General features: G+C 72.0%; 28 protein-coding genes. 20 read left to right on the top strand and 8 right to left on the bottom strand.

Annotated elements, in window-relative coordinates; translation table 11 throughout:
- Positions 1 to 46: 46 nt before the first annotated feature.
- Positions 47 to 1,372, bottom strand: coding sequence for a DUF2252 domain-containing protein (locus tag AB0958_RS02605; RefSeq protein WP_366888449.1), 1,326 nt, complete (start codon positions 1,370 to 1,372; stop codon positions 47 to 49).
- A gap of 183 nt (positions 1,373 to 1,555) precedes the next feature.
- On the opposite strand from AB0958_RS02605, the gene dnaE reads away from it, so the two are divergent.
- Positions 1,556 to 5,095: a DNA polymerase III subunit alpha gene (gene dnaE, locus AB0958_RS02600; RefSeq protein ID WP_366888448.1), complete on the top strand. Its 3,540-nt coding sequence runs from the start codon at positions 1,556 to 1,558 to the stop codon at positions 5,093 to 5,095.
- Positions 5,096 to 5,206: 111 nt separating this feature from the next.
- On the opposite strand, the gene AB0958_RS02595 is transcribed toward dnaE, so the two are convergent.
- Entirely contained in the window at positions 5,207 to 5,386 is a 180-nt protein-coding gene (locus AB0958_RS02595) for a hypothetical protein (protein WP_366888447.1), read from the bottom strand.
- 221 nt (positions 5,387 to 5,607) lie between these two features.
- On the opposite strand from AB0958_RS02595, the gene AB0958_RS02590 reads away from it, so the two are divergent.
- From AB0958_RS02590 to AB0958_RS02575, 4 genes are all read left to right on the top strand, one after another.
- Positions 5,608 to 6,825, top strand: coding sequence for an NYN domain-containing protein (locus AB0958_RS02590; RefSeq protein WP_366888446.1), 1,218 nt, complete (start codon positions 5,608 to 5,610; stop codon positions 6,823 to 6,825).
- Between the two features lie 88 nt (positions 6,826 to 6,913).
- On the top strand, positions 6,914 to 7,933 hold the full coding sequence (locus AB0958_RS02585) for an ABC transporter ATP-binding protein (RefSeq protein ID WP_366888444.1): 1,020 nt from the start codon (positions 6,914 to 6,916) through the stop codon (positions 7,931 to 7,933).
- 115 nt (positions 7,934 to 8,048) lie between these two features.
- On the top strand, positions 8,049 to 8,876 hold the full coding sequence (locus AB0958_RS02580) for an ABC transporter permease (RefSeq protein ID WP_366888443.1): 828 nt from the start codon (positions 8,049 to 8,051) through the stop codon (positions 8,874 to 8,876).
- 34 nt (positions 8,877 to 8,910) lie between these two features.
- Positions 8,911 to 9,576 (top strand): AAA family ATPase, encoded by a 666-nt coding sequence (locus AB0958_RS02575; protein ID WP_366888442.1) that lies wholly within the window; start codon positions 8,911 to 8,913, stop codon positions 9,574 to 9,576.
- Between the two features lie 33 nt (positions 9,577 to 9,609).
- On the opposite strand, the gene ybaK is transcribed toward AB0958_RS02575, so the two are convergent.
- The 4 genes from ybaK to AB0958_RS02555 form a co-directional block, all read right to left on the bottom strand.
- Positions 9,610 to 10,116, bottom strand: a complete 507-nt coding sequence (gene ybaK, locus AB0958_RS02570; protein ID WP_366888441.1) for a Cys-tRNA(Pro) deacylase — start codon at positions 10,114 to 10,116, stop codon at positions 9,610 to 9,612.
- A gap of 16 nt (positions 10,117 to 10,132) precedes the next feature.
- A complete protein-coding gene (locus AB0958_RS02565) occupies positions 10,133 to 10,873 on the bottom strand; it encodes an LON peptidase substrate-binding domain-containing protein (RefSeq protein ID WP_366888440.1) in 741 nt (246 codons plus the stop codon).
- 11 nt (positions 10,874 to 10,884) lie between these two features.
- Positions 10,885 to 11,940 carry a hypothetical protein gene (locus AB0958_RS02560; RefSeq protein WP_366888439.1) on the bottom strand — a complete coding sequence of 352 codons (1,056 nt, stop codon included), beginning with the start codon at positions 11,938 to 11,940 and terminating at the stop codon, positions 10,885 to 10,887.
- A 136-nt stretch (positions 11,941 to 12,076) separates the two neighbouring features.
- Positions 12,077 to 13,654: an oxidoreductase gene (locus tag AB0958_RS02555; RefSeq protein WP_366888438.1), complete on the bottom strand. Its 1,578-nt coding sequence runs from the start codon at positions 13,652 to 13,654 to the stop codon at positions 12,077 to 12,079.
- A 253-nt stretch (positions 13,655 to 13,907) separates the two neighbouring features.
- Between AB0958_RS02555 and hisD the strand changes: the two genes are divergently transcribed.
- The 10 genes from hisD (at position 13,908) to AB0958_RS02505 (ending at position 21,659) form a co-directional block, all read left to right on the top strand.
- Positions 13,908 to 15,233, top strand: a complete 1,326-nt coding sequence (hisD, locus tag AB0958_RS02550) for a histidinol dehydrogenase (protein WP_366888437.1) — start codon at positions 13,908 to 13,910, stop codon at positions 15,231 to 15,233.
- Positions 15,230 to 16,339 (top strand): histidinol-phosphate transaminase, encoded by a 1,110-nt coding sequence (locus AB0958_RS02545; protein ID WP_366888436.1) that lies wholly within the window; start codon positions 15,230 to 15,232, stop codon positions 16,337 to 16,339. The genes hisD and AB0958_RS02545 overlap by 4 nt, the downstream gene beginning before the upstream one ends.
- Positions 16,336 to 16,929 carry an imidazoleglycerol-phosphate dehydratase HisB gene (gene hisB, locus AB0958_RS02540; RefSeq protein ID WP_366888435.1) on the top strand — a complete coding sequence of 198 codons (594 nt, stop codon included), beginning with the start codon at positions 16,336 to 16,338 and terminating at the stop codon, positions 16,927 to 16,929. Before AB0958_RS02545 ends, hisB begins: the two co-directional genes overlap by 4 nt.
- On the top strand, positions 16,926 to 17,090 hold the full coding sequence (locus AB0958_RS02535) for a hypothetical protein (protein WP_046729563.1): 165 nt from the start codon (positions 16,926 to 16,928) through the stop codon (positions 17,088 to 17,090). The genes hisB and AB0958_RS02535 overlap by 4 nt, the downstream gene beginning before the upstream one ends.
- Positions 17,081 to 17,728, top strand: a complete 648-nt coding sequence (hisH, locus tag AB0958_RS02530; protein ID WP_366888434.1) for an imidazole glycerol phosphate synthase subunit HisH — start codon at positions 17,081 to 17,083, stop codon at positions 17,726 to 17,728. The genes AB0958_RS02535 and hisH overlap by 10 nt, the downstream gene beginning before the upstream one ends.
- On the top strand, positions 17,725 to 18,450 hold the full coding sequence (priA, locus tag AB0958_RS02525; protein ID WP_366888433.1) for a bifunctional 1-(5-phosphoribosyl)-5-((5-phosphoribosylamino)methylideneamino)imidazole-4-carboxamide isomerase/phosphoribosylanthranilate isomerase PriA: 726 nt from the start codon (positions 17,725 to 17,727) through the stop codon (positions 18,448 to 18,450). The genes hisH and priA overlap by 4 nt, the downstream gene beginning before the upstream one ends.
- Complete coding sequence (locus AB0958_RS02520) at positions 18,447 to 18,875, top strand: RidA family protein (protein WP_366888432.1); 429 nt, start codon at positions 18,447 to 18,449, stop codon at positions 18,873 to 18,875. Before priA ends, AB0958_RS02520 begins: the two co-directional genes overlap by 4 nt.
- Positions 18,872 to 19,627 carry an imidazole glycerol phosphate synthase subunit HisF gene (gene hisF, locus AB0958_RS02515; RefSeq protein ID WP_132886231.1) on the top strand — a complete coding sequence of 252 codons (756 nt, stop codon included), beginning with the start codon at positions 18,872 to 18,874 and terminating at the stop codon, positions 19,625 to 19,627. The genes AB0958_RS02520 and hisF overlap by 4 nt, the downstream gene beginning before the upstream one ends.
- Positions 19,628 to 19,745: 118 nt before the next feature.
- Positions 19,746 to 20,333, top strand: coding sequence for a helix-turn-helix domain-containing protein (locus tag AB0958_RS02510; protein ID WP_366888431.1), 588 nt, complete (start codon positions 19,746 to 19,748; stop codon positions 20,331 to 20,333).
- A gap of 15 nt (positions 20,334 to 20,348) precedes the next feature.
- On the top strand, positions 20,349 to 21,659 hold the full coding sequence (locus tag AB0958_RS02505) for an MFS transporter (RefSeq protein ID WP_366888430.1): 1,311 nt from the start codon (positions 20,349 to 20,351) through the stop codon (positions 21,657 to 21,659).
- 15 nt (positions 21,660 to 21,674) lie between these two features.
- On the opposite strand, the gene AB0958_RS02500 is transcribed toward AB0958_RS02505, so the two are convergent.
- Together AB0958_RS02500 and AB0958_RS02495 are read right to left on the bottom strand one after the other, a co-directional pair.
- Entirely contained in the window at positions 21,675 to 22,082 is a 408-nt protein-coding gene (locus tag AB0958_RS02500; protein ID WP_366888429.1) for a VOC family protein, read from the bottom strand.
- A 10-nt stretch (positions 22,083 to 22,092) separates the two neighbouring features.
- Positions 22,093 to 22,728 carry a TIGR03085 family metal-binding protein gene (locus AB0958_RS02495; RefSeq protein ID WP_366888428.1) on the bottom strand — a complete coding sequence of 212 codons (636 nt, stop codon included), beginning with the start codon at positions 22,726 to 22,728 and terminating at the stop codon, positions 22,093 to 22,095.
- Positions 22,729 to 22,810: 82 nt separating this feature from the next.
- On the opposite strand from AB0958_RS02495, the gene hisI reads away from it, so the two are divergent.
- The 5 genes from hisI (at position 22,811) to AB0958_RS02470 (ending at position 26,382) form a co-directional block, all read left to right on the top strand.
- Positions 22,811 to 23,233 (top strand): phosphoribosyl-AMP cyclohydrolase, encoded by a 423-nt coding sequence (hisI, locus tag AB0958_RS02490; protein ID WP_366888427.1) that lies wholly within the window; start codon positions 22,811 to 22,813, stop codon positions 23,231 to 23,233.
- A gap of 11 nt (positions 23,234 to 23,244) precedes the next feature.
- Positions 23,245 to 24,732 carry an anthranilate synthase component I gene (locus AB0958_RS02485; protein ID WP_366888426.1) on the top strand — a complete coding sequence of 496 codons (1,488 nt, stop codon included), beginning with the start codon at positions 23,245 to 23,247 and terminating at the stop codon, positions 24,730 to 24,732.
- A 72-nt stretch (positions 24,733 to 24,804) separates the two neighbouring features.
- Positions 24,805 to 25,449, top strand: a complete 645-nt coding sequence (locus AB0958_RS02480) for a TIGR02234 family membrane protein (protein ID WP_366888424.1) — start codon at positions 24,805 to 24,807, stop codon at positions 25,447 to 25,449.
- A gap of 145 nt (positions 25,450 to 25,594) precedes the next feature.
- Positions 25,595 to 25,852 carry an HGxxPAAW family protein gene (locus AB0958_RS02475; protein ID WP_366888423.1) on the top strand — a complete coding sequence of 86 codons (258 nt, stop codon included), beginning with the start codon at positions 25,595 to 25,597 and terminating at the stop codon, positions 25,850 to 25,852.
- An 80-nt stretch (positions 25,853 to 25,932) separates the two neighbouring features.
- Positions 25,933 to 26,382 (top strand): DUF2752 domain-containing protein, encoded by a 450-nt coding sequence (locus AB0958_RS02470; RefSeq protein ID WP_366888422.1) that lies wholly within the window; start codon positions 25,933 to 25,935, stop codon positions 26,380 to 26,382.
- Positions 26,383 to 26,504 lie beyond the last annotated feature (122 nt).

Raw genomic sequence — 26,504 nt, 5'->3', positions numbered from 1 at the left:
TACTCGCGTAGGAGGCCCCTAAAAGGGCCCTGAGAATCCGCGAAGGTTACAGGCCCGGAATGCGGCCGTTGCGGAAGAGGTCGACGAAGATCTGGTGGTCGGTGCGGGCGCGGGCGCCGTAGCTGTGGGCGAAGTCGGTCAGCAGGGGGGCGAACCCGTCCTCGTCGGCGGCGATCGCCGCGTCGATGGCCCGCTCGGTGGAGAACGGCACCAGGGACTCGCCGGACTGGTCGTCGGCCGCCGCGTGCATGGACGCCGTGGCCCGGCCGAGGTCCGCCACGACCGCCGCGATCTCCTCCGGGTCGTCGAGGTCGCTCCAGTCCAGGTCCACCGCGTACGGCGACACCTCGGCGACCAGCTGCCCGGCGCCGTCCAGCTCGGTCCAGCCCAGCCACGGGTCGGCGTGCGCCTGCAGGGCACGCTGCGAGATCACCGTGCGGTGGCCCTCGTGCTGGAAGTAGTCCCGGATCGCCGGGTCCGTGACGTGCCGGGAGACCGCCGGGGTCTGGGCCTGCTTGATGTAGATCACGACGTCGTTCTCCAGGGCGTCCGTGGCCCCCTCCAGGAGGATGTTGTACGACGGCAGACCGGCCGATCCGATGCCGATCCCGCGCCGCCCCACCACGTCCTTCACGCGGTAGGAGTCCGGGCGGGACAGGGACGCCTCGGGAAGGGTCTCCAGATAGCCGTCGAAGGCCGCGAGCACCTTGTAGCGGGTGGCGGCGTCCAGCTCGATGGAGCCGCCGCCGGCGGCGAAGCGGCGCTCGAAGTCCCGGATCTCCGTCATCGAGTCCAGCAGCTCGAAGCGGGTCAGTGAGCGGGCCGCGCGCAGCGCGCCGAGCAGCGGGCCCTCGGCGGTGTCCAGGGTGAAGGGCGGCACCTCGTCGCGCTTCGCGCCCGTCGCCAGCGCGTGGATCCGCTCCCGGTAGGCGGCCGCGTACACCTCGACCAGGTCGGTGATCTGCTCGTCGCTGAGCGCCTTCGCGTATCCGACCAGCGCTATGGAGGCGGCGAAGCGCTTCAGGTCCCAGGTGAAGGGGCCGACGTAGGCCTCGTCGAAGTCGTTCACGTTGAAGACCAGGCGGCCGTTGGAGTCCATGTACGTGCCGAAGTTCTCCGCGTGCAGGTCGCCGTGGATCCACACGCGCGAGGTGCGCTCGTCCAGGTACGGGCCGCCGCGCCGGTCGGCGTCGAGGTCGTGGTAGAAGAGCCCCGCCGTGCCGCGGTAGAAGGCGAAGGCCGAGGCGGCCATCTTCCGGAACTTGACGCGGAACGCGGCCGGGTCGGCGGCCAGGAGCTCGCCGAAGGCGGTGTCGAAAACGGCGAGGATCTCCTCGCCGCGCTGCTCGTCGTTGAGCGGGGTGACCGACATCGCGGAGTGCCTCCTGGTGCATGACGTGTACGACAGCCGTATCTGCCGTAGCCAACGCACGAAGGTACGTGGGAGTGCCCGGCCGGTGTCAGTCCCGGGGCATAGACTTCGACGCTGTCCCCCCAGACTGTCCGCGGCCGGTCGGAAGATCGTGGACGACTGTTCTTTTTGGAGGCAGAACCAGTGTCGAAGCCGCCCTTCACGCACCTGCACGTCCACACCCAGTACTCGCTGCTGGACGGTGCCGCGCGGCTGAAGGACATGTTCAACGCCTGCAACGAGATGGGCATGACGCACATCGCCATGTCCGACCACGGGAACCTGCACGGGGCGTACGACTTCTTCCACTCCGCGCAGAAGGCCGGGGTGACCCCGATCATCGGGATCGAGGCGTATGTCGCCCCCGAGTCCCGGCGGAACAAGCGCAAGATCCAGTGGGGACAGCCGCACCAGAAGCGGGACGACGTCTCCGGTTCCGGTGGTTACACGCACAAGACGATGTGGGCGGTGAACAAGACCGGCCTGCACAACCTCTTCAAACTCTCCTCCGACGCCTACGCCGAGGGCTGGCTGCAGAAGTGGCCCCGGATGGACAAGGAGACCATCTCCCAGTGGTCCGAGGGGATCGTGGCCTCCACCGGCTGCCCCTCCGGCGAGGTGCAGACCCGGCTGCGGCTCGGCCAGTACGACGAGGCGCTGAAGGCCGCCGCCGACTACCAGGACATCTTCGGCAAGGACCGTTACTTCCTGGAGCTGATGGACCACGGCATCGACATCGAGCACCGGGTCCGCGACGGCCTCCTGGACATCGGCCGGAAGCTCGGCATCCCGCCGCTGGTGACGAACGACTCGCACTACACGTACGCGCACGAGGCGGCCGCCCACGACGCCCTGCTGTGCATCCAGACCGGCAAGAACCTCTCCGACCCCGACCGCTTCAAGTTCGACGGCACCGGCTACTACCTGAAGTCCACGGACGAGATGTACGCCATCGACTCCTCGGACGCCTGGCAGGAGGGCTGCGCCAACACGCTCCTGGTCGCCGAGATGGTCGACACCACGGGCATGTTCGAGAAGCGCGACCTCATGCCCAAGTTCGACATCCCCGAGGGCTACACCGAGGTCTCCTGGTTCAAGGAGGAGGTCCGCCGGGGCATGGACCGCCGCTTCCCGGGCGGTGTCCCCGAGGACCGGCAGAAGCAGGTCGAGTACGAGATGGACGTCATCATCCAGATGGGGTTCCCCGGCTACTTCCTGGTCGTCGCCGACTTCATCATGTGGGCCAAGAACAACGGCATCGCGGTGGGCCCCGGCCGAGGCTCCGCGGCCGGCTCGATCGTCGCCTACGCCATGGGCATCACCGACCTCGACCCGATCCCGCACGGCCTGATCTTCGAGCGGTTCCTCAACCCCGAGCGCGTCTCCATGCCCGACGTCGACATCGACTTCGACGAGCGCAGGCGCGTCGAGGTGATCAGGTACGTGACCGAGAAGTACGGCGCCGACAAGGTCGCCATGATCGGCACCTACGGCAAGATCAAGGCCAAGAACGCCATCAAGGACTCCGCGCGCGTGCTCGGCTACCCGTACGCCATGGGCGACCGGCTCACCAAGGCCATGCCCGCCGACGTCCTCGGCAAGGGCATCGACCTCGACGGCATCACCAACCCCTCGCACCCGCGGTACAACGAGGCGGGCGAGATCCGCGCCATGTACGAGAACGAGCCGGACGTCAAGAAGGTCATCGACACCGCCAAGGGCGTCGAGGGCCTGGTGCGGCAGATGGGTGTGCACGCGGCCGGCGTGATCATGTCCAGCGAGCCCATCGTCGACCACGCCCCGATCTGGGTGCGGCACACGGACGGCGTGACCATCACGCAGTGGGACTACCCGCAGTGCGAGTCGCTCGGCCTGCTGAAGATGGACTTCCTCGGCCTGCGCAACCTGACGATCATGGACGACGCCGTCAAGATGGTGAAGTCCAACAAGGGCATCGACCTCGACCTGCTGTCCCTGCCGCTCGACGACCCGAAGACCTTCGAACTCCTCCAGCGCGGCGACACCCTGGGCGTCTTCCAGTTCGACGGCGGCCCCATGCGCTCCCTGCTGCGCCTGATGAAGCCCGACAACTTCGAAGACATCTCCGCCGTGTCGGCGCTCTACCGTCCCGGCCCGATGGGCATGGACTCGCACACCAACTACGCGCTGCGCAAGAACAAGCTCCAGGAGATCACCCCGATCCACAAGGAGCTGGAGGAGCCCCTGGAAGAGGTCCTGGCCGTCACCTACGGCCTGATCGTCTACCAGGAGCAGGTCCAGAAGGCCGCGCAGATCATCGCGGGCTACTCGCTCGGCGAGGCCGACATCCTGCGCCGCGTGATGGGCAAGAAGAAGCCCGAGGAACTGGCGAAGAACTTCACCATCTTCCAGGCCGGTGCCCGCAAGAACGGCTACAGCGACGAGGCCATCCAGGCGCTGTGGGACGTGCTGGTCCCGTTCGCCGGATACGCGTTCAACAAGGCGCACTCGGCCGCGTACGGCCTGGTCTCGTACTGGACCGCGTATCTGAAGGCGAACCACCCCGCCGAGTACATGGCGGGGCTGCTCACCTCGGTCAAGGACGACAAGGACAAGTCGGCCGTCTATCTCAACGAGTGCCGGCGCATGGGCATCAAGGTGCTCCCGCCGAACGTCAACGAGTCGGTGCACAACTTCGCCGCGCAGGGCGACGACGTGATCCTCTTCGGCCTGGAGGCCGTCCGCAACGTCGGTACGAACGTGGTCGAGTCGATCATCAGGAGCCGCAAGGCCAAGGGCAAGTACAGCTCCTTCCCCGACTACCTCGACAAGGTCGAGGCGGTCGCGTGCAACAAGCGCACCACGGAGTCGCTGATCAAGGCGGGCGCCTTCGACTCCCTGGGGCACACCCGCAAGGGCCTCACCGCGCACTTCGACACGATGATCGACAACGTGGTCGCGGTGAAGCGCAAGGAGGCCGAGGGGCAGTTCGACCTGTTCGGCGGGATGGGCGAGGAGGAGAGCGACGAACCCGGCTTCGGCCTCGACGTCGTCTTCACCGACGAGGAGTGGGACAAGACCTATCTGCTCGCCCAGGAGCGGGAGATGCTCGGTCTCTACGTCTCCGACCACCCGCTCTTCGGCCTGGAGCACGTGCTCTCCGACAAGGCCGACGCGGGCATCGCGCAGCTGACCGGCGGTGAGCACGCCGACGGCGCGGTGGTGACGATCGGCGGCATCATCTCGGGTCTCCAGCGCAAGATGACCAAGCAGGGCAACGCCTGGGCGATCGCCACCGTGGAGGACCTCGCGGGCTCCATCGAGTGCATGTTCTTCCCGGCGAGCTACCAGCTGATCTCCACCCAACTCGTCGAGGACGCGGTGGTGTTCGTCAAGGGCCGGCTCGACAAGCGGGAGGACGTGCCGCGGCTGGTCGGCATGGAGCTGACCGTTCCGGACCTGTCCAACGCCGGCACCAACGCGCCGGTGGTCCTCACCATCCCGGCCACCCGGGTCACCCCGCCGATGGTCAGCCGGCTCGGTGAGATCCTCAGCCATCACAAGGGCGACAGCGAGGTCCGGATCAAGCTCCAGGGTCCGACCAGGACGACGGTGCTGCGCCTCGACCGGCACCGGGTGAAGCCGGATCCGGCGCTGTTCGGCGACCTGAAGGTGCTGCTCGGCCCGTCCTGCCTGGCCGGATGAGCGGGAGCGCGGCCCGCTGAGCCGTGCGCGTGCCGGAGGGGCGCACCCGATGCGGGTGCGCCCCTCCGTGATGTCCGGGCCTCAACAGCCCTGGCGGACCCGCCGGTCCGCTCAGTTGTGGCCGAAGCGCTTCTGCTGCCTACGGGCAACGTCCGCGGGGCTGCCCTGGATGTGCGACACCGGCGAGTCGTGGGACTCGGCCGACGTGCGCTGCGCGTGCTCGTGGGCCTGCTCGGCCTGGGGCGCGCGGTTCTGCGAGCCGCCCTGCTTACGGTTCTTGTTCTTGGCCATGGTGATCTGCCTCCTGTGGGGGATCTAGGGGCCGAATTCAGATTCACATAGGCTGACAACAGACGCATTTCGGATAATTACCCTGTGTAACAGGGCTGGTCGGCGAGGAAGGCCCCGAAACGCCACGCCGAAGATCGAGTTCGGGCCGTTAACCCCCGCGCCGTCGGGCAGACTCGAAGGAAGCCCCGAAAAGCAAACCTCCCGGAAAGAGGGTGAGTCGCGTGGACCGCTGCATCGTCCTGGTGGACGCCGGGTATCTGCTGGGTGCCGCCGCCAGTCTCCTCGCCGGTGAGCCCTCCCGATCCCGGATCACCGTCGACCACGCCGCGCTGATCCAGGCGCTGCGCGAGCGCGCGGAGTCCGACACCGAACGTCCACTGCTGCGCATCTACTGGTTCGACGGCGCCCCGGACCGCGTTCCCCAGCCGGAGCACCGCCGGCTGCGCGTGATGCCCCGGGTGACCGTCCGGCTCGGCGCCCTGACCCGCAGTGACGGACGCTGGGCGCAGAAGGGCGTGGACGCGGCCATGCACGCCGAGCTGACCGAACTGGCCCGCAACCGCGCCTGCTCCGACATCGTCCTGGTGACCGGCGACGGGGATCTGCTGCCGGGCATGATGGCCGCCAAGGAGCACGGGGTCGCCGTGCACCTGTGGGCCGTGCAGGCCGCCGACGGCGACTACAACCAGTCCGAGGACCTGGTCGCCGAGGCCGACGAGCGGCGGGTCCTGGACCGCGCGTGGATCACCCAGGCGGTCCGGGCCAAGGAGCTGACCGCGGTCTGCGCGCCCTCGCCGGTGCCCCGGCCGGAGATCGCCGCGATCCTCTCCGCGCCGCTGCCCGAGTCGGCGCCGGCCGCCGCGGAGACCGGCGCCGAGGAGGGGGAGCGGGCGCCGGTGGCGGGCGCCGCCGGGAGCCGGACGCAGGAGCGGGTGGCCACGCCGAAGGGGGTGCCGACGCCGAAGGACCTCGCGGCGCTGCGGGCGCCGGGGGCGCAGCCGGTGCACCCGGCGACCACCGCCACCCTGCGGTGGTCCTCCGACAAGGGGTGGGTGGACCGGCCCGGCGCCGTGGCGGAGTCGGCGGAGGCGGCCGCCATGCCGACGCTGGCCCAGCTGACCACGGCGGAGCAGCGGTGGGCCGACCGCGAGGAGGACATCACGACCGTCGGCGGGGATCCGTACGAGGTCGGACAGGTGTTCGCCCGGCGGTGGATCTCCCGCCTCGGGGACCAGGGGCACCTGCACCGGCTGTCCGGGATGTACCCGCGGATTCCGCACCGGATCGACGGGGAGCTGCTGCGGTACGCGGCGCGGTTCGGGCTGCTCGCGCACAAGGACGACCAGATCGACGAGCACGACCGGTACGCCATCCGGGCGGGCTTCTGGAGAGAGTTCGACGTACCGGCGGGGGCCGGGGAGCATGCGTCCTCGGAGTGACGGAGGAGGGGGTGCCCCCGGTGCCCCTTCGAGGCGCTGAGTGACCCAAGGACGAGTAAACGGGGGTGACCCCGTAATCTCGTTGCTTGTGAGCAACGGCGTGGGTCAGGTACTGCGGCATCGAAGTGACGTGGTGTGCGCGGTGCGTGGGCTGACCAAGACCTACGCCGCGGTCAAGGGGCGCCGTGGCACTCCCGGCGTGCCCGAGGTGCGCGCCACCGACGGGGTGGAGCTGGACGTCCGGCGGGCGGAGATCTTCGGGCTGCTCGGGCCGAACGGGGCCGGGAAGTCCACGCTGGTGCGGCAGCTCACGGGACTGCTGCGACCCGATTCGGGAGGCGTCGAGATCCTCGGGCACGACATCGTGCGGCATCCGGAGCGGGCGGCGCGGATCCTCGCCTACCTCGGCCAGCAGTCCACCGCCCTCGACGAGCTGACCGTCTCGCTCGCCGCCGAGACCACCGGGCGGCTGCGCGGCCTCGACGTACGGCAGGCGCGCCGGGAGCGCGACGCCGTGCTGGAGGAGCTGGGGCTGACGCCGATCGCCGGGCGGGCGCTCAAGAAGCTCTCCGGCGGACAGCGGCGGCTGGCCTGCTTCGCCGCCGCGCTGGTCGGGGAGCGGCCGCTGCTCGTGCTGGACGAGCCGACGACCGGGATGGACCCGGTGGCCCGGCGGGCGGTGTGGGCCGCGGTCGACCGGCGGCGCGCCGAGCGGGGCACGACCGTCGTCCTGGTCACCCACAACGTGATCGAGGCGGAGACGGTCCTGGACCGGGTCGCCGTACTGGACCAGGGGCGGGTCATCGCCTGTGACACCCCCGCCGGGCTCAAGGAACGGGTCGCCGGCGAGGTGCGGGTCGAGCTGGTGTGGCGGGAGCGGGCGCCGCTGGACGTGCCCGAGGTGGCCGCCCTGCGGGAGCGTGCCGTCGAGTCCGGCCGGCGCTGGACGCTGCGGCTCGCGCCCGAGGAGGCCCGGGCCGCCGTCGCCACGGTGACCGGCGGGGCAGCCTTCGCCGCCCTGGACGACTTCACCCTCGCCACGCCCAGCCTGGAGGACGTCTACCTGGCGCTGGGCGGCGCCGCACGGCAGGGGCTGGTGAAGGCGTGAAGGTGGATGCGAGAGTGAACGCGGCGGCGGGCGGGCCCGTACCGGAGGACGCGGCGGCCGTACGTGCCGTGGGCGCCGTGCGTGCCGTCGCCGTCGGGAAGAGGAGCAGCGCGACGTGAGTGTCGTACCCGCGGACATCCTGCCGGGCGGTGCCCTGGGCGCACAGGAGACGGCGCCGGGCGGCGCGGTGGCCGAGCTGGGGCCGCGTGCCCGGCTGTGGCCGTCACTGACGGCCGTCTACCGGGCGCAGCTGTCCCGCGCCCGGGTGGCGCGGATCCCGCTGCTGTTCGTCGCGACCTTCCAGTCCGTCGGCATCATGATCATGATGCGCGGAGTGGTGGACAACCGGGGCGAGGCCCAGTCCGTGGTGGCCGGCTCCTCGGTGGTCGTCGTCGCCTTCGTGGCCCTGAACCTGCTGGCGCAGTACTTCGGGCAGCTGCGGGCGAGCGGCGGGCTCGACCACTACGCCACCCTGCCGGTGCCGCCGGCCTCCGTGGTGCTCGGGGCCGCCGCCGCGTACGCCTCCTTCACCGTGCCGGGCACGCTGGTGACGGCCGCCTTCGGGTGCGTGCTGTTCGGGCTGCCGCTCGGGAACCTCTGGATCCTCGTCGCGGTGATCCCGCTCGCCGGGGCCGCCCTGGCCGGACTCGGCGCCGCCTGCGGACTGCTCGCGCCGCGCCCCGAGCTCGCCACGCTGCTCGGGCAGCTGGGCATGTCGGCGGCGCTGCTGCTGGGCGTGCTGCCGCCGGACCGGATGCCGGAGATCATCCGGTTCGCGCGGGACCTGCTGCCGTCGACGTACGGCGTCGAGGCCTACGCCCGGACCTTCGGGGCGCGCCCCGACTGGGCCGTCGTCCTCGTCGACCTGGGTGTGTGCGCGGCGGTCGGGGTGGTGTCGCTGGCCGTCGCGACCTGGGCCTACCGCCGGGCCGCCGTCCGGTGACGCGCCGCACAGCGCGACCTGGCACGATGTCAGGGTGACCGCACCGTTGACGCCGCCTCCGCCGCCGCACGACCAGTCCTCGCACCAGGCATGGCAGGTGCCGCCGCCCGCCGGGGCGGCCGCGGGAGAGTCGGGCGAGTACGGACAGGACGGTCCCGGGATGAAGACGGAACTGCGGGAGGCCGCGGTCGTCGCGGTGGCGCTGGCCGTGAGCGGGGTGCTGCTGGGGCTGCTGTGGCTGTGGCTGGCGCCGCACGTGCCGCTGGTGGGGGACCGGTCCGGCAGGAGCTGGGTGGTCTACCTCAAGGACACCGAGGGCGAGCAGGCGGCCGGCGTGGACGGTACGTTCACGCTGCTGGCGCTGGCCTTCGGGGCCGTGAGCGCGGTGGCGGTGTTCCTGTGGCGGCGGCGCGGGGGCGTGCCGCTGGTGGTGGCGCTGGGCGTCGGCGGGCTGCTCGCCTCGCTGCTGGCCTGGCGGCTGGGGACGTGGCTGGGGCCCCAGCAGGACGTGATCGCGCACGCCAAGGCCGTGGGGAAGGGCGTGACCTTCTCGGCGCCGCTGAAGCTCGGGGCGAAGGGGGCGCTGCTCGCGTGGTCGTTCTCGGCGCTGCTGGTCCAGCTGGGCCTCACGGCGCTGTTCGGCCCCCGCGACCCGGAGCCCCCCTACGAGGAGGGCCCGTACGCGGCCCCGCCGGCCTAGGCAGCCCCGCCGGGGCGCGGCCGTGCCGGGAGGTCAGGCGCGGCCGATCGGGGCCAGCGTGGCGCCCGTCAGCGTCACCAGGGAGGCCGGGGCGAGTTCCACTTCCAGGCCCCGGCGGCCCGCCGACACGCAGATCGTGGCGTGGGACGACGCCGACGCGTCCAGGACCGTGGGCAGCTTCTTGCGCTGGCCGAGCGGGGAGATGCCGCCCCTGACATAGCCCGTGGTGCGTTCGGCCAGGGCCGGGTCCGCCATCGCCGCGCGCTTGCCGCCCACCGCCGTGGCCAGGGCCTTGAGATCCAGGCTGCCCGCCACCGGTACCACCGCGACCGTCAGCGTGCCGTCCACGTCCGCGACCAGCGTCTTGAAGACACGGTCCGGGGAGACGCCCATCGCCTCCGCCGCCTCCTCGCCGTACGACGGGTGGGCGGGGTCGTGGTCGTAGGAGTGGACGGTGAAGTCCACGCCCGCCGCGGTCAGCGCCACCGTGGCCGGGGTGCCGCCCGCGGACTGCTGCTTCTTGTTCGCCTTCTTCGGCATGTCACAGGCCCCCTGCTCAGTTCAGACTCGTCGGCGACCGCGTCAGCTCCGCCGCGGGCAGTGACGGCAGGTTACGGATGATCGCCGTCTCGGAGCGAAGGAGTTTCAGCTCGTCACGGAGGCGGGAGGCGGTGTCGGGGGCCTGGAGGAGGCGCTGCTTGGTCGGCGTGTCGTGCATCATCGCGGCGGCCACCAGGTAGGAGACGACGGACGGCTCGTCCGGGAGCTCGATCCCCGCGGCCAGTGACCGCTCGCGGGCGCCGGCCAGCCGCTTCTGGTACTGGCGGAACGCCCGCAGGACGCCCTCCGCCAGCGGGCCGGCCTCGTCGCCCTGGTCCTCCGGCAGCTCCTCCAGCTCGGCCGTCAGGAACGGCCCTGAGGTGTCCACCGACAGCAGCCGCACCCGGTTCGTCCCCGTCGCCAGCACCTCGAACGTGCCGTTGGCCCGCTCCCGGATCGTCGCCGCGTCCGCCACGCAGCCCACCCCGTGGAAGGACTTGAGGGGGTCGGGCCCGAAGCCGGCCGCCGGGCCCTTGTCGGGCTGGGCCGTCGGGTCCGGCATGCCCGGTGCGCTCGGTGCCACCTCGTGGCCGTCGCGGATCGCCACCACGGCGAACCGGCGCGGTTCTTCCTCGGGTGTCTTCAGCAGGTCGCGCATCATGGCGCGATAGCGCTCCTCGAAGATGTTCAGCGGCAGCACGAGCCCCGGGAACAACACCGAGTTCAGCGGGAAGAGGGGGAGACGGACGGTGGTCACGGCGCCACAGCCTAGTGGTCATCGGCGGTGGCATGCCCGCCGTGCTCGATCAGTGGGCCCCCGGCGCCTCCCGCGGAGGGGACCGCTCCGGTCTCGAAGAGGGGTTCCGTCCCGGCCAGCAGCTGGGCGCGCAGCCGTACGAAGTGGCCCAGCGGGTCGTCGGACAGGCGGTCCCAGGGGAAGGACGTGACGTACGGGCCGATCAGGTGCAGCTGGGTACGGGCGGCCTCCCAGCGTTCCAGGCGGACCAGGAGGTACATCAGTTTGTTGCGGACCTCGGCGGGCCACAGGTCGGCCGCCGGGAACCGGGCGGACAGGGCGATCGCCCGGTCGGCCGCCGCGTCCAGGCGGCCCCGGGGCACCTCGGGACCGCAGCCGTCGGTGAGGTAGGCGAACGCCGCGCGGGCCGGCAGGGCCTGGACGAGCGAGTCGGCGGGCGCGTCCTGCGCGGCCAGGTCGGCGAAGTCGAAGCACTCGTGGTGCGAGCCGTGCCAGTAGGTGGCCAGGTAGCGCAGGGCCGCCACATGGCAGCCGTAGTGGTGCGGGGCCCGGCGGACCGCCGCCTCCCACAGCTCCTCGAAGTACGTGTGACCGGCGTTCGAGCCACGGGCGTGGTCCAGGGCGATCCGCCACGGCACCGGGTCCCGGCCGTCGCCGCGGGCGGCGCTCGTGATCACGGGACTCACCGCGCGTAGCACCTCGCTGCGGGCCGGGGAGTCCCAGGCGTGGTCCACCGCCAGCTGGGCGCGCAGCACGAGCAGGTCGGGATCCTGCGGGGCTGCCGCGTGCCACTCGTCGAGCCACTCCGGGCGGGAGCGGGCGAACAGGGCGAGACGGCGCACATACCGGTCCCGGGCCTCCCAGTCGGCCGCGGCCCGGGTGTCGGCGAGCAGTCCCGCGGCGGGTCCGTACGCACCCTGACCGGCCGCGACCAACGCCGGAGCGAGCCGCTCGTCGGGTGCGTCGAGGAGTACCTCGTCCTCGGCCGGCGGGAGCGGACCGGAGGCGGGGCGCGAAGTGGTTCTTGCCGTCCGTGCGGAACGGAACAGCGTGCGCAGCGAAGCCATGGTCCCGCCATTGAAGGTCGGCGTGCCGGGCCCGCGCCAGACCGTCCGGCCAAATCCGTGAAAGTTGTACGGCAGAAGGTCAAGGGAGGGTAAAAGGTGACGCGTGTTCATCTGCTGGACCCTGCCGGGGGTCCGCCTACCCGCGCCTCAGCAGGCGGGTGGCCCCCGCCGCCACCGTCGTCGCGAGGATCCAGCCCAGCAGGATCATCACCGTCGACGCCCACTCCCAGCCGCCGCTGAGGCGCCACTGACCGGCCTGGCCCAGATCGATCACCGGCAGCAGCAGGTCGAGGACGAACAGCGCGGGGTCCCAGGTGGGGTGCCCGCCGGGGTTCATCGGCGGGTGCGGGGCGTGCGCGAAGGCGAGCGTGCCGGCCGCCCACAGCACCGCCATCCACACCGCCGCCCGGCCCGGCCGGTACCCGTAGGCCACGGTCAGGTCCTGGGCGTACCCCCAGAGCTTGCCGGCCAGCGGCAGCGTCTCGCGGCGCCGGCGCTGCTTGGCGAGCAGCACCTCGCGCGCGTCCTCGTCCTCGCCGGCGGCCCGCAGCACGCTCGCCAGCCGCTCGTACGGCTCCGGGTTGTACTCGGCGGTCGCCGCCGCCACCCAGCCGAGCCGCCGGGTCAGCGGGAACGGACCCTGCGGCACCAGGTTCTCGTAGGCGAAGCCGCCCATGTGCAGCCGCCCGGGCCCCGGCCAGCTGGTCGCCCGGTCGACCAGGCTGACGACCCGGGCGCCGGACAGCAGCACCCGGCCTCGCTGCGGCTCCTCCCCGAGGAACCGCAGCTCCGGCGCCTGCACCCGGCGCAGCGACAGCTCCTGGTCGTCGGTGAGGGCGAGCCGCGCCCGCTCCAGGTCCACCGCGTCCCCGAAGCGCCCGTCGTCAAGGCGGATGCCGCCCCGGCACTCGAACCGCTGGATCCGCGTCCCGCGCGCCGGGGTCGTCCCGCTCTGCCAGGGCCCGCCCACCCCGGCCGGGGTCAGGTACAGGGTGCGGCCGACGGTCAGCTGGGGCGCGTTGAGGGCGTACCGCCCGTCGGGGTTGAGCAGCCGCGCGCCGCGCAGGCTCAGCGAGACGCCCACCTTCGCGCTGCGCAGCCTCAGCTCGCCGTGCGACTCCAGGAGGTCCGCCTGGAGGTCCTGGCCGACGGTCATGCCGTCGGCCGCGATCGACCGGCCGCTGCGGTCCCGGTGGACCACCGCCTCGTTCAGCAGCAGGTCGGTGCCGATGTGGGCGTCGGTCAGCCGGACCCCGCCGAGGAAACGGCAGCGCAGCAGGTGCAGGTCGCCCTCCGTGCGCACCCGGGCCGCCTCCAGGCGCGGCGCCGCGCAGTCCACGAACCGCACGGTCGTGAAGTGCGCCTCCGGCAGCAGGATCTCGTCGTCGAACCGGCAGCCGCGCAGCTCCACGTACGGCAGGACGGTCCCGCCCGCCAGGTCCAGCGTGCCGCTGATCCGCACGCCGGCCAGCTTCAGCGAGGGCACCCGGCCCGCGAGCGCGGGTGGGCCGTCCAGCAGCAGCCAGCAGACGATCCGGGCCCGCACGGTCCGCTCGGGTCCCCACGGGTGGCCTCCGTGCGGATCGTCCACGCGCGCGTCGCCGCTGCACAGGTCGTACACGCTGCCGTTGCGGAACGCCTGCCACATGCCGGCCTCGGCCGCGGTCAGATCGTCCGGCAGGTCGCCGTCCTGGACGCCGTCCCCCTCGGTCACGGCTCTTCCTTCCTCCTCAGCCACTCGTGAGTCAGCTACTCGTGAGTCATGTGCTCGCCCAGCGGTGATGCCCGTCCGTCACGCCTCGAACACACGACGTGAGGATGATCTTCCGTTTCCGGCCAGGGCCACGCACCGGCCGCCGGAGCACGGCCCGTCGCCCCACGCTAGGGACCGGCCGCCGGCCCGCGTTCTGTATCAGCCATTGATACGTGCGAACCGTCCGTCACAGCGGTCTGCGAGAATTGGTCGTGTGATCTCCCGAATCGATCTGCGCGGCGACGCCCTTCCCGAGGGACCCGCCCTGCGCGACCTGCTGCCCCGAGCCGACTTCGACGTCTCGGCCGCCCTGGAGAAGGTGCGTCCGATCTGCGAGGCCGTGCATCATCGGGGCGACGCGGCGCTGATCGACTTCGCCGAGAAGTTCGACGGGGTCGTCCTCGAGCAGGTGCGGGTGCCCGCCGAGGCGCTGGCCAGGGCTCTGGACGAGCTCGACCCCGCCGTGCGCGCGGCCCTGGAGGAGTCCATCCGGCGCGCCCGTCTCGTCCACCGTGAACAGCGTCGTACGACCCACACGACCCAGGTCGTGCCCGGTGGCTCGGTGACCGAGAAGTGGGTGCCGGTCGAGCGGGTCGGCCTGTACGCGCCCGGCGGCCGGTCGGTCTACCCGTCCTCCGTGATCATGAACGCGGTGCCCGCGCAGGAGGCCGGTGTCCCGTCCATCGCGCTCGCCTCGCCTCCGCAGGCCGACTTCGGCGGGCTGCCGCACCCCACGATCCTCGCCGCCTGCGCGCTGCTCGGCGTCGACGAGGTGTACGCGGCCGGCGGCGCCACCGCCGTCGCGATGTTCGCCCACGGCACCGAGTCCTGCCCGGCCGCCGCCATGGTCACCGGCCCCGGCAACATCTGGGTGGCCGCGGCCAAGCGCTACTTCACCGGCAGGATCGGCATCGACGCCGAGGCGGGCCCGACCGAGATCGCCGTCCTCGCGGACGCCACGGCCGACCCGGCGCACGTCGCCGCCGACCTGATCAGCCAGGCCGAGCACGACCCGCTGGCCGCCGCCGTCCTGGTCACCGACTCGGTCGAGCTCGCGGACGCGGTCGAGAAGGAGCTGGAGCCGCAGGTCGCGGCGACCCGGCACGTCGACGACCGGATCGTCCCCGCCCTGAAGGGCAGGCAGTCCGCCATCGTCCTGGTCGACGGCATCGAGGAAGGTCTCAGGGTCGTCGACGCGTACGGCGCCGAGCACCTGGAGATCCAGACCGCCGACGCCGCCGCCGTCGCCGACCGGGTCAGGAACGCGGGCGCGATCTTCATCGGCCCCTGGGCGCCGGTCTCCCTCGGGGACTACGCGGCCGGGTCCAACCACGTGCTGCCCACCGGCGGCTGCGCCTGCCACTCCTCGGGCCTGTCCGTCCAGTCCTTCCTGCGCGGCATCCACATCGTCGACTACACGAAGGACGCGCTGGCCGAGGTCGCGCACCACGTGGTCACGCTGGCGGAGGCGGAGGACCTGCCCGCGCACGGCGCGGCGATCAAGGCGAGGTTCGGGTGGAAGGTACCGGCGAGCAAGTGAACTTCGGAATCGACGATCTGCCCGTACGGGACGAGCTGCGCGGCAAGTCCCCCTACGGCGCGCCCCAGCTGGACGTCCCGGTCCGGCTGAACACGAACGAGAACCCGTATCCGCTGCCCGAGCCCCTGGTCGAGCGGATCACCGAGCGGGTCCGCGAGGCCGCCCGCGACCTGAACCGCTACCCCGACCGGGACGCGGTGCAGCTGCGCACCGAGCTGGCCAGGTACCTGACGGAGACCGGGAAGTACCCGGTCGGCGTCGAGAACGTGTGGGCGGCCAACGGCTCCAACGAGGTCATCCAGCAGCTGCTGCAGACCTTCGGCGGACCGGGCCGCACGGCGATCGGCTTCGAGCCGTCGTACTCGATGCACGGGCTCATCGCGCGCGGCACCGGCACGGGCTGGCTCTCCGGTCCGCGCGCCGCCGACTTCACCATCGACGCCGAGGCCGCCGGACGCGCGATCGCCGAGCACCGGCCCGACGTCGTGTTCGTCACCACCCCCAACAACCCCACCGGCAACGCGGTACCCCCCGAGACGGTCCTCGCGCTGTACGAGGCCGCCCAGGCGGCGAAGCCGTCGATGGTGATCGTCGACGAGGCGTACGTCGAGTTCAGCCACGGCGCCTCGCTGCTGCCGCTGCTCGAAGGTCGGCCGAATCTCGTCGTCTCCCGCACCATGTCCAAGGCATTCGGCGCGGCTGGCCTGCGCCTCGGCTACCTCGCCGCGCACCCCGCGGTGGTGGACGCGGTCCAGCTCGTACGGCTGCCGTACCACCTGTCGGCGATCACCCAGGCGACCGCCCTGGCCGCCCTGGAGCACACCGGCACGCTGCTGAAGTACGTGGAGCAGCTGAAGGCCGAGCGGGACCGGCTGGTGGCCGAGATGCGGGCGCTGGGTCTGGAGGTCACCGAGTCCGACGCCAACTTCGTGCAGTTCGGGCGGTTCGCGGACCCGCACGGCGTGTGGCAGAAGATCCTCGACCGGGGGGTCCTCGTCCGGGACAACGGCGTGCCCGGCTTCCTGCGGGTGTCCGCCGGAACCCCCGAAGAGAACGACGCGTTCCTCGACGCGGTACGTGAAGTCAAGAAGGAGCTGGACGCATGACCCGCGTAGGGCGCGTGGAGCGCACCACGAAGGAGACCTCGGTCCTGGTCGAGATCGATCTCGACGGCACCGGCAAGACCGACATCAAGACCGGCGTCGGCTTCTACGACCACATGCTCGACCAGCTCGGCCGGCACGGCCTGTTCGACCTCACCGTGAAGACCGACGGCGACCTGCACATCGACTCCCACCACACCATCGAGGACACCGCCCTGGCCCTCGGCGCCGCCTTCAGGCAGGCCCTCGGCGACAAGGTGGGCATCTACCGCTTCGGCAACTGCACGGTCCCGCTGGACGAGTCCCTCGCCCAGGTCACCGTCGACCTGTCCGGCCGCCCGTACCTCGTGCACACCGAGCCCGAGAAGATGGCGCCGATGATCGGCGAGTACGACACCACGATGACCCGGCACATCCTGGAGTCCTTCGTCGCCCAGGCGCAGATCGCCCTGCACGTGCACGTGCCCTACGGACGCAACGCGCACCACATCGTGGAGTGCCAGTTCAAGGCGCTGGCCAGGGCGCTGCGCTACGCCTCCGAGCGTGACCCGCGCGCGGCCGGCATCCTCCCCTCCACGAAGGGCGCGCTGTGAACGGCCTCTCGACCGTCCTGATCGTCGTCGGCCTCTTCCTGGTCGGCGGGATCATCTCCTTCGTCAAGCAGAAGATGCCCACCAGCCTGATCGTGCTGCTGTCGATAGGCGCCGCGATGTGCCTGGTGGCGGGCGTCATGAGGCTGGAGGTGTGGAATTGACCGCTCCCAGGAGCGTGGTGGTCTTCGACTACGGCTTCGGCAACGTCCGGTCCGCGGAGCGCGCCCTCGCCCGCACCGGGGCCGACGTCGAGATCACCCGTGACTTCGACAAGGCCATGAACGCGGACGGGCTGCTGGTGCCGGGCGTCGGCGCCTTCGCCGCCTGCATGCGGGGCCTCAAGGAGGCCCGCGGGGACTGGATCATCGACCGCCGGCTGTCCGGCGGGCGGCCGGTGATGGGCATCTGCGTCGGCATGCAGATCCTGTTCGGGCACGGCATCGAGCACGGCGTCCGCACCGAGGGCCTCGACGAGTGGCCGGGCGCCGTCGAGCCGCTGCAGGCCGAGATCGTGCCCCACATGGGCTGGAACACCGTGGACGTACCGGACGGCTCCCAGCTGTTCGCCGGCCTGGACGCCGACGCGCGGTTCTACTTCGTGCACTCCTACGCCGTCCACGAGTGGGCGCTGGAGACGCACAACGCCGCCATCCGGGCGCCGCTGGTGACCTGGTCGACGCACGGCAAGCCGTTCGTGGCGGCCGTGGAGAACGGCGCCCTGTGGGCCACCCAGTTCCACCCCGAGAAGTCCGGCGACGCCGGCGCCCAGCTCCTCACCAACTGGATCGGAACACTGTGAGCACGCTCGAACTCCTCCCCGCCGTCGACGTCCGCGACGGCCAGGCCGTCCGCCTCGTGCACGGCGAGTCGGGCAGCGAGACCTCCTACGGCTCCCCCCTGGAGGCCGCCCTCTCCTGGCAGCGGTCGGGCGCCGAGTGGCTGCACCTGGTCGACCTGGACGCCGCCTTCGGCACCGGCGACAACAGGGCGCTGGTCGCCGAGGTGGCCAGGGCGATGGACATCAAGGTCGAGCTGTCCGGCGGCATCCGCGACGACGCCACCCTGGCCGCCGCCCTCGCCACCGGCTGCACCCGCGTCAACCTCGGCACGGCCGCCCTGGAGACCCCCGAGTGGGTCGCCAAGGTCATCGCCGAGCACGGTGACAAGATCGCCGTCGGCCTGGACGTGCGCGGTACGACCCTCAGGGGCCGCGGCTGGACCCGCGACGGCGGCGACCTGTACGAGACGCTGGCCCGCCTCGACAAGGAGGGCTGCGCCCGCTACGTCGTCACCGACATCGCCAAGGACGGCACCCTCCAGGGCCCGAACCTGGAACTGCTGACGAACGTGTGCGCGGCCACCGACCGGCCGGTCGTGGCCTCCGGCGGCGTGTCGTCGCTGGACGACCTCCGCGCGATCGCCGAGCTGGTACCCCTCGGTGTCGAGGGCGCCATCGTCGGGAAGGCCCTGTACGCGAAGGCGTTCACCCTGGAAGAGGCCTTGGAGGCTGTGTCGTCATGACGTCCGGAGCCGTACGGCGCGTGCAGAGCGGAAGTCCCTGGGAAGAGAGTTTCGGATTCGCGCGCGCCGTGGCGGCGGGCGACCGGGTGCTGGTCGGCGGTACGACGTCCTTCAAGGGGACCGTGCTGTACGGCGAGGGCGACCCGTACGAACAGGCCAAGGTGGCCTTCACCGGCGCCATCGAGGCGATCGGCGAGTTCGGGCTCGACGTCGGGTCGGTGGTCCGGACCCGCATGTACCTGACCCACGTACGGGACGTGGACGCGGTGGGACGGGCCCACAAGGAGATCTTCGACGCGGTGCGCCCGGCGTCCACCCTGCTGGTGGTGGAGGGCTTCGTCGACCCGCGCATCCTGGTCGAAGTGGAACTGGAAGCCTTCCGGGGCCAGAGCACAGAGGCACACAGAGGAGCCGTGGATTCATGACCCTGGCGGTCCGAGTCATCCCCTGCCTGGACGTGGACAACGGCCGGGTCGTCAAGGGCGTGAACTTCCAGAACCTGCGCGACGCGGGCGACCCGGTCGAGATGGCCAAGGTGTACGACGCGGAGGGCGCCGACGAGCTGACCTTCCTGGACATCACCGCGTCGTCCGGCAACCGGGAGACCACCTACGACGTGGTGCGCCGCACCGCCGAGCAGGTGTTCATCCCGCTGACGGTCGGCGGCGGCGTCCGTACGGCGGAGGACGTCGACAAGCTCCTGCGCGCCGGCGCCGACAAGGTGGGCGTCAACACGGCGGCCATCGCCCGCCCGGACCTGATCCGGGAGATCGCGGAACGCTTCGGCCGCCAGGTGCTGGTCCTGTCGGTCGACGCCCGCCGCTCCGAGTCGGGCTCCTTCGAGGTGACCACCCACGGCGGCCGCCGCGGCACCGGCATCGACGCGGTCGAGTGGGCGCACCGGGCGGCCGAACTGGGGGCGGGGGAGATCCTGCTCAACTCGATGGACGCGGACGGCACCAAGGACGGCTACGACATCGAGATGATCACCGCGGTCCGCAAGCACGTCACGGTCCCGGTCATCGCCTCCGGCGGCGCGGGCGCGCTCGCCCACTTCCCCCCGGCGGTCTCGGCGGGCGCGGACGCGGTCCTCGCGGCCTCGGTCTTCCACTTCGGCGACCTGAGGATCGGCGAGGTGAAGCAGACCCTGCGGGAGGCGGGCCACCCCGTGCGGTGACCCCGTCCCGAGCCTGAGCCCCGGCGCCGGCGCCGGGGCTTTTCGCCGGCCGGATGCGAAAGGAAAGTTGCGCAAAATATGTTGCGCAACTTTTCTTTCCTAATTTAGGGTCGTGGGCATGGCAAGCACGGAGAACCGCCGGATCACCGATGTCGGCACGCTGAAGGCCTTCGCCCATCCGTTGCGCGCGGACCTCTACCGACTGCTGTACCTGGAACGGGCCGCCACGGCCTCGCAGCTCGCCGAGCGCGTGGACGAGGCCGTCTCCCTCGTCAGCTACCACCTGCGCAAGCTGGCCGAGCACGGCCTGATCGAGGCGGCCGAGCGACAGTCCGCGGACGGACGGGAGCGCTGGTGGCAGCCCGCCTCGGACGGTGTGACCATCCGGGACGCCGACTTCCGCGACGACCCCCAGAAGGCCGCGGCCCACCTCGCGGCCACCCGGCTCTTCCACGAACAGCGCGCCGACCGCTACCGCCGCTACCTGGACGAACGCCCCGCCTGGGCGCCCGAGTGGAACACCGCGGCCATCGACGACGAGTACCTGCTGAGGCTGACTCCAGCGGAACTCACCGCGATGAAGGGCGAGTTCGAAGCCCTGCTCGACAAGTATGCCGAGATGGGGCGCTCCGCCGCCGCGGACGGCGACACCGAGGGGCGCGAGAACGTCGCGCTGTACACGTACGGCTTCCCGTTCCGTCTCTGAGAAGGGCTCGCGTCCGTGACCGCGACCGTCTTACCCACCGCTCCCACGGCTCACCGCCCCGCCCACCGCGACCCCAACGTCCTGCGCTGGCTCGCCGCCTACGCCTCCTCCATGGTCGGCGACAGCGTCTACTACCTCGCGCTCTCCTGGGCCGCCGTCCAGGCGGGCTCGCCCGCGCAGGCCGGGGCCGTGATGTCGGCCAGCGCGCTGCCCAGAGCCGTGCTGATGCTGTTCGGCGGGGTGGTCGCCGACCGGCTGGGACCGCGCCGGGTCGTCATCGGCAGCGACGCGGTGCGCTGCGCCGCCGTGCTCGCCGTGGCGGCGCTGCTGCTCCTGACCAGTCCTGGTCTGTGGCCGCTGGCCCTGCTCGCCCTGGTCTTCGGCACCGTCGACGCCGTGTTCATGCCCGCCGTGGGCGCGCTCCCCGCGCGCGTGACGACCCACGACCAGCTCGCCCGCGTCCAGGGCATGCGCGGACTGGCCATCCGCCTCTCCTACGTCGTCGGCGCCCCCCTGGGCGGCCTCGGGGTCGCCGTCGGCGGCGCGGCGGGCGCGTTCGGCCTGGCCGGACTGCTCATCGCCGTCTCGGTGCCGCTGCTGGTCTCCGTACGGGTACGGGACCTGCCCGCCGAGGACTCCGAGGACACCAGGGGCACCGCCAAGGACACCAGGGCCACCGCCCAGGAGGCCCGGGACGCCGAGGGCCGCTCCGCCCCCACCCCCTGGCAGGACCTGCGTGCCGGTCTCACCTACACCCGCCGTCACCGGGTCCTGGCGCCGCTGATGCTGGCCATCGCACTCGGGGACCTCGGTTTCGTCGGCCCGCTCAACGTCGGGCTCACCCTGCTCGCCGACCGGCGTGGCTGGGGCGCCGCCGGCCTGGGCTGGGTGCTCGCCGGGTTCGGTGCCGGTGCCGGGTGCGCCTCGCTGCTGCTGACCGTCCGGGGCCGGCTGCCGCGCGCCGGGCTGGTCGCCGGGTGCACGGTCCTCGTCGGGGCGGTGGCGATCGGCGTCCTCGCCTTCGTGCCGGTCCTGGCCGCCGCCGCGGGGGCGGCCCTGCTGGTCGGGCTGTTCGCCGGGCTGAGCGGTGCGCTGTGCGAGGCGCTGCTCCAGACCCACGCGGACCCCGCCTACCTGGGGCGCGTCACCGCCGTCTCCGGGCTCGTCAGCCTGGGCCTCGCCCCGCTGACCATGCCCGTCTCGGCGGCTGCCGCCGGCGCCTTCGGACTCGGCCCGGTGTACGTGGTCAGTGCCGCGGTCTGCGGGCTCGGCGGGGTGGTCGCCCTGGTCGCGCCGGGGCTGCGCCGGGCCGAACTGCCCCGCTGAGGCCGCTCAGGCCGCTCAGGCCGCTCGGCCCTTCGGCTGGGCCAGCTGGACGAGGTTGCCGACCGTGTCGTCCAGGACGGCCGCGATCACCGGGCCCTGCTCCTGAGGCTCGTGCGTGAAGCGGACGCCCAGGGCGCGCAGCCGGTCGTACTCGGCCCGGATGTCCTCCACCGAGAAGACGATGGCCGGGAGCCCCGCCTCGTACACGGCCTTGCGGTACGGCTCCGCGATGGGGCCGTCACCGGGCTCCAGGAGCAGCTGGAGGTCCGGCTGGGCGCCCTCGGGCGCGCCGACCGTGACGAAGAGGGTGCCGCCGCCGAGGTCCAGGTGGGTGCGGGTCTCGAAGCCGAGGATGCCCGTGTAGAAGGCGTGCGCCTTCGGCACGTCGTCCACGTACACGTTCGTCATCGCGACCTTGATCATCGCGGTCTCCTCAGATGCCCAGCTGCCTGGACTCGGTCAGCTGGGCGATCGCGTTCTCGTCGCCGTCCACGTCGACCTTCGCCGCGCTCTGCCGGCCGAAGGCGAACAGCAGCAGCTCGGAGGGCTCGCCGGTCACCGTCACCACGGGGGTGCCGCGGTGGGCGACGGCCGTCTGCCCGTCGGGACGGCGCAGCACCAGCCCGGTCGGCACCCCCCGGCCCAGCAGCCGGGCGGTGCGCTCCAGACGGGACCACAGGGCGTCCTGGAAGACCGGGTCCAGCTCACGCTGCGACCAGTCCGGCTGGGCCCGGCGGACGTCCTCCGCGTGCACGTAGAACTCCACGGTGTTGGCCGCCTCGTCCACCTGCTTGAGCTGGAAGGGGGAGAAGCGCGGCGGACCGGTGCGGATCAGCTGGATCAGCTCCTCGTACGGCTTCGCGGCGAACTCGGCCGTCGTCTTCTCCAGACGCGGCGCGAGCGCCTTGATCACCGTGCCCCCGGCGGCGTCCGGCCGGCGCTCGCGGACCACCACGTGCGCGGCCAGATCACGGGTCAGCCAGCCCTCGCAGAGGGTCGGCGCCTCGGGACCGGCGGTCTCCAAGAGGTCGGCGAGCAGGAGCCGTTCACGCTTGGCGAAGGTCGACATGGGATCAGCCTACGACCACACGCACCGTCCGGACAGTGGACACGGTCCGTGACTGCCGATGCCGCGCGGCACAATGGCAGGCATGACCAGTACGACCGGTACGACGGGCGCGTCCCCGTCCGGTGGCCTCGCCCCGGAGATCGCCGCCCGCCTCAAGCGCAGTGCCGACGGCCTGCTGCCCGCCATCGCCCAGCAGTACGACACCGGCGAGGTGCTGATGCTCGGCTGGATGGACGACGAGGCGCTGCATCGGACCCTCACCACCGGACGCTGCACCTACTGGTCCCGCAGCCGCCGGGAGTACTGGGTCAAGGGCGACACCTCCGGCCACTTCCAGTGGGTGAAGTCGGTCGCGCTGGACTGCGACGCCGACACGGTGCTGGTCAAGGTGGACCAGGTGGGCGCCGCCTGCCACACGGGCGACCGGACCTGCTTCGACGCCGACGTGCTGCTCGGTGACGGCGGTGACGGCGCCGATTCCGGCCCGCCCGCCTCGAATCAGTAAGGTCTGCCGCCATGGACCTCGAGACCTTCCGCAAGCTGGCGACCGACCGGCGTGTCATCCCGGTCACCCGGCAGCTCCTCGCCGACGGCGACACCCCGGTGGCGCTCTACCGCAAGCTCGCCGCCGAGCGCCCCGGCACGTTCCTGCTGGAGTCCGCCGAGAACGGCCGCACCGCCTTCCGCTGGTCCCGCTACTCCTTCGTGGGCGTCCGCTCCGCCGCCACCCTGACCGCCCGCGACGGCCAGGCCCACTGGCTCGGCACCCCGCCGGTCGGCGTCCCCGTCGACGGCGACCCGCTGGCCGCCCTGCGCGCCACCGTCGAGGCCCTGCACACCCCGCACCCGGAGCACCTGCCGCCGTTCACCGGCGGCATGGTCGGCTACCTGGGCTACGACATCGTGCGCCGCCTGGAGAAGATCGGCCCGGGGGAGCGCGACGACCTGCAGCTGCCCGAGCTGACCATGCTCCTCACCAGCGACCTGGCCGTCATGGACCACTGGGAGGGCTCGGTCCTGTTGATCGCCAACGCGATCAACCACAACGACCTCGACACGGGCGTCGACGAGGCCTACGCCGACGCGATCGCCCGCCTCGACGCGATGGAGGCCGACCTCTCCCGCCCGGTCGCCCAGCCGCCCGCGGTGCTGCCGCCCTCCGAACTCCCCGAGTACACCGCCCAGTGGGGCGGCCCCGACTTCCAGGTGGCCGTCGAGGACATCAAGGAGCGCATCCGCGCGGGCGAGGCCTTCCAGGTCGTCCCCTCGCAGCGCTTCGAGACCCCGTGCACGGCGAGCTCGCTCGACGTCTACCGGGTGCTGCGGGCCACCAACCCGTCGCCGTACATGTACCTGTTCCGCTTCGAGGGGTTCGACGTCGTCGGCTCGTCCCCGGAGGCGCTGGTCAAGGTCGAGGACGGGCGGGCCATGGTCCACCCCATCGCCGGCACCCGGCCGCGCGGGGCCACCCCGCAGGAGGACCAGGCCCTCGCCGACGAGCTGATGGCGGACCCCAAGGAGCGCGCCGAGCACCTGATGCTCGTCGACCTCGGCCGCAACGACCTGGGGCGGGTCTGCGAGCCGGGCTCCGTCGAGGTCGTCGACTTCATGTCCGTCGAGCGGTACTCGCACGTCATGCACATCGTCTCGACGGTCACCGGGAAGGTCGCCGAGGGCCGCACCGCCTTCGACGTCCTCACCGCCTGCTTCCCGGCCGGCACCCTCTCCGGCGCCCCGAAACCCCGGGCGATGCAGATCATCGACGAACTGGAGCCGTCCAGGAGGGGGCTGTACGGCGGCTGCGTCGGCTACCTGGACTTCGCCGGCGACTCCGACACCGCGATCGCCATCCGCACCGCCCTGCTGCGCGACGGCACCGCGTACGTCCAGGCAGGCGCGGGCATCGTCGCCGACTCCGACCCGGTCGCCGAGGACCAGGAGTGCCGCAACAAGGCGGCGGCGGTGCTGCGCGCCGTACACACGGCCAACCGACTGGGCAAGTAGGCGCCCGGGCCCGGCGAATGGGGTGCTTCTCACCCCACCCCGGGTGACCGTTCGCCCCGGGTTCAGGCGATAGTGGAGTACGTGACTGCTGTTCCTCCCCCCTCTTCCGAAGCCGCCGCACCCGAGCGGTCCGGCCGCCGCAGCCTCGCGGCGGCGCTGTTGCTCGGTGCGCTCGGCGCGGCCGTGGCCCTGCTCTCCACCCGGCAGCGCTGGGCGGAGGGCACCGCGACGGTGGCCGGCGGCGACTTCCCGCTGACCGCGAAGGGCAGCGACGTCACGGGTGTTCCCGCGGCCCTCGCGATAGTGGGCCTCGCCGCGCTCGTCGCCGTCTTCGCCGTCCGCAGGGCCGGCCGCTCCGTGGTCTCCGGGCTGCTCGCGCTCTCCGGCGCCGGGATCACCGCCGCCGCCCTGCTGGGAGCCTCCGACGACTCCGCACTCGACGAGAAGGCCGCACAGGCCAGCGGCGACACCTCCGCCACGGTCGACGCCCTCAGCCACACCGGCTGGCCGTACGTCGCCGCGGTCGGCGGCGCGCTCATCCTGGTCGCCGGGCTGCTCGCGCTGCGCTACGGCCGGCTGTGGCCCGCGATGTCCGGACGCTACGAGCGCGGCACCGGGGCGGAGCGGCCGCGCCGCGCGCCGAAGCCGGTGGACCCCGACCGCCCCGAGGACCTCTGGAAGGCGCTGGACCGGGGAGAGGACCCCACCGGGGCGTAGCGCGTCGGTGTGGCGAATCAGACGCCACCCCCGCTCATCGCACGGGTACTCGTACGGGACAATGGGGGACGAGCGTCCGGAAGGACACGTACGAGCTCGCACGGACGGCCCGTACGACACGCACCAGTCAAATGAGGAGCAAGTCATGGCGGGCAGCAGCCACGGTCACACCCCGGCCGCCTGGACCGGCGTCACCATCGCCTTCATCGGTTTCTGCGTATCCGGTGCCTTCATGGTGATGGCGCAGCCGGTGGGCTTCTGGGCCGGAATGGTGATCGTGCTTCTCGGTGGCGTGGTCGGCATGATCATGCGCTCCATGGGCCTCGGCCAGCCGAAGGGCTCCGGTGCGCTCCGGCACACCGCCCCCGCCGTCACCCCCGAACCGGCGGCCGCCAAGAGCTGACCCGCACCTCTTCCCGAGAGGGGCGCTCCCGAGACGTCGGGGGCGCCCCTCTCGCGCGTGCGGCGACCGTACGGGGCACAATGCGAGGCGTGAACGCCGACAGCCCCAGCACAGCCGCCGCCCCGGTGCCGCCCTCGCTGCGCGGACGGCTGGCCGTGCCCGCGGGGGTGCTGGCCGCGGTGGCCGGGGCCTTCGCCTACGTCGGCACCGTCGACCCCAACCAGCCCGGCCACTACCCGGTCTGCCCGCTCTACCGGCTCACGGGCCTGTACTGCCCCGGCTGCGGCGGCCTGCGCAGCGCGCACGCGTTCGTCCACGGCGACTTCCTGGCCGCGCTCCAGGACAACGCGGCCGGGGTCGCCGCCTACCTGGCCTTCGCCGTGGTGTGGACCGTCTGGGTGGCGCGCGCGGTACGCGGCCGGCCCGCCCGGATCGAACTGAGGCCGGTGCAGATGTGGAGCCTCGGCGCGTTGGTGCTGGCCTTCACCGTTGTCCGGAACCTGCCGTTCGGTGGCTGGCTGCATCCTTGATCAACTACGGAAAGTCCAGGTAGGGGGAGCGCTGAAGCACCGATGCGAGGACAGCGCCGTCCTGCGGATACCATCGGACTGACCATGGGTTTTTTACCTGTGGGATTGACCGCCTTGAAGAA

The sequence above is a fragment of the Streptomyces sp. NPDC006655 genome (assembly GCF_040703965.1).
In the GTDB taxonomy this organism is placed as follows: domain Bacteria; phylum Actinomycetota; class Actinomycetes; order Streptomycetales; family Streptomycetaceae; genus Streptomyces.
This window is presented reverse-complemented; position numbering and strand designations above follow the sequence as displayed.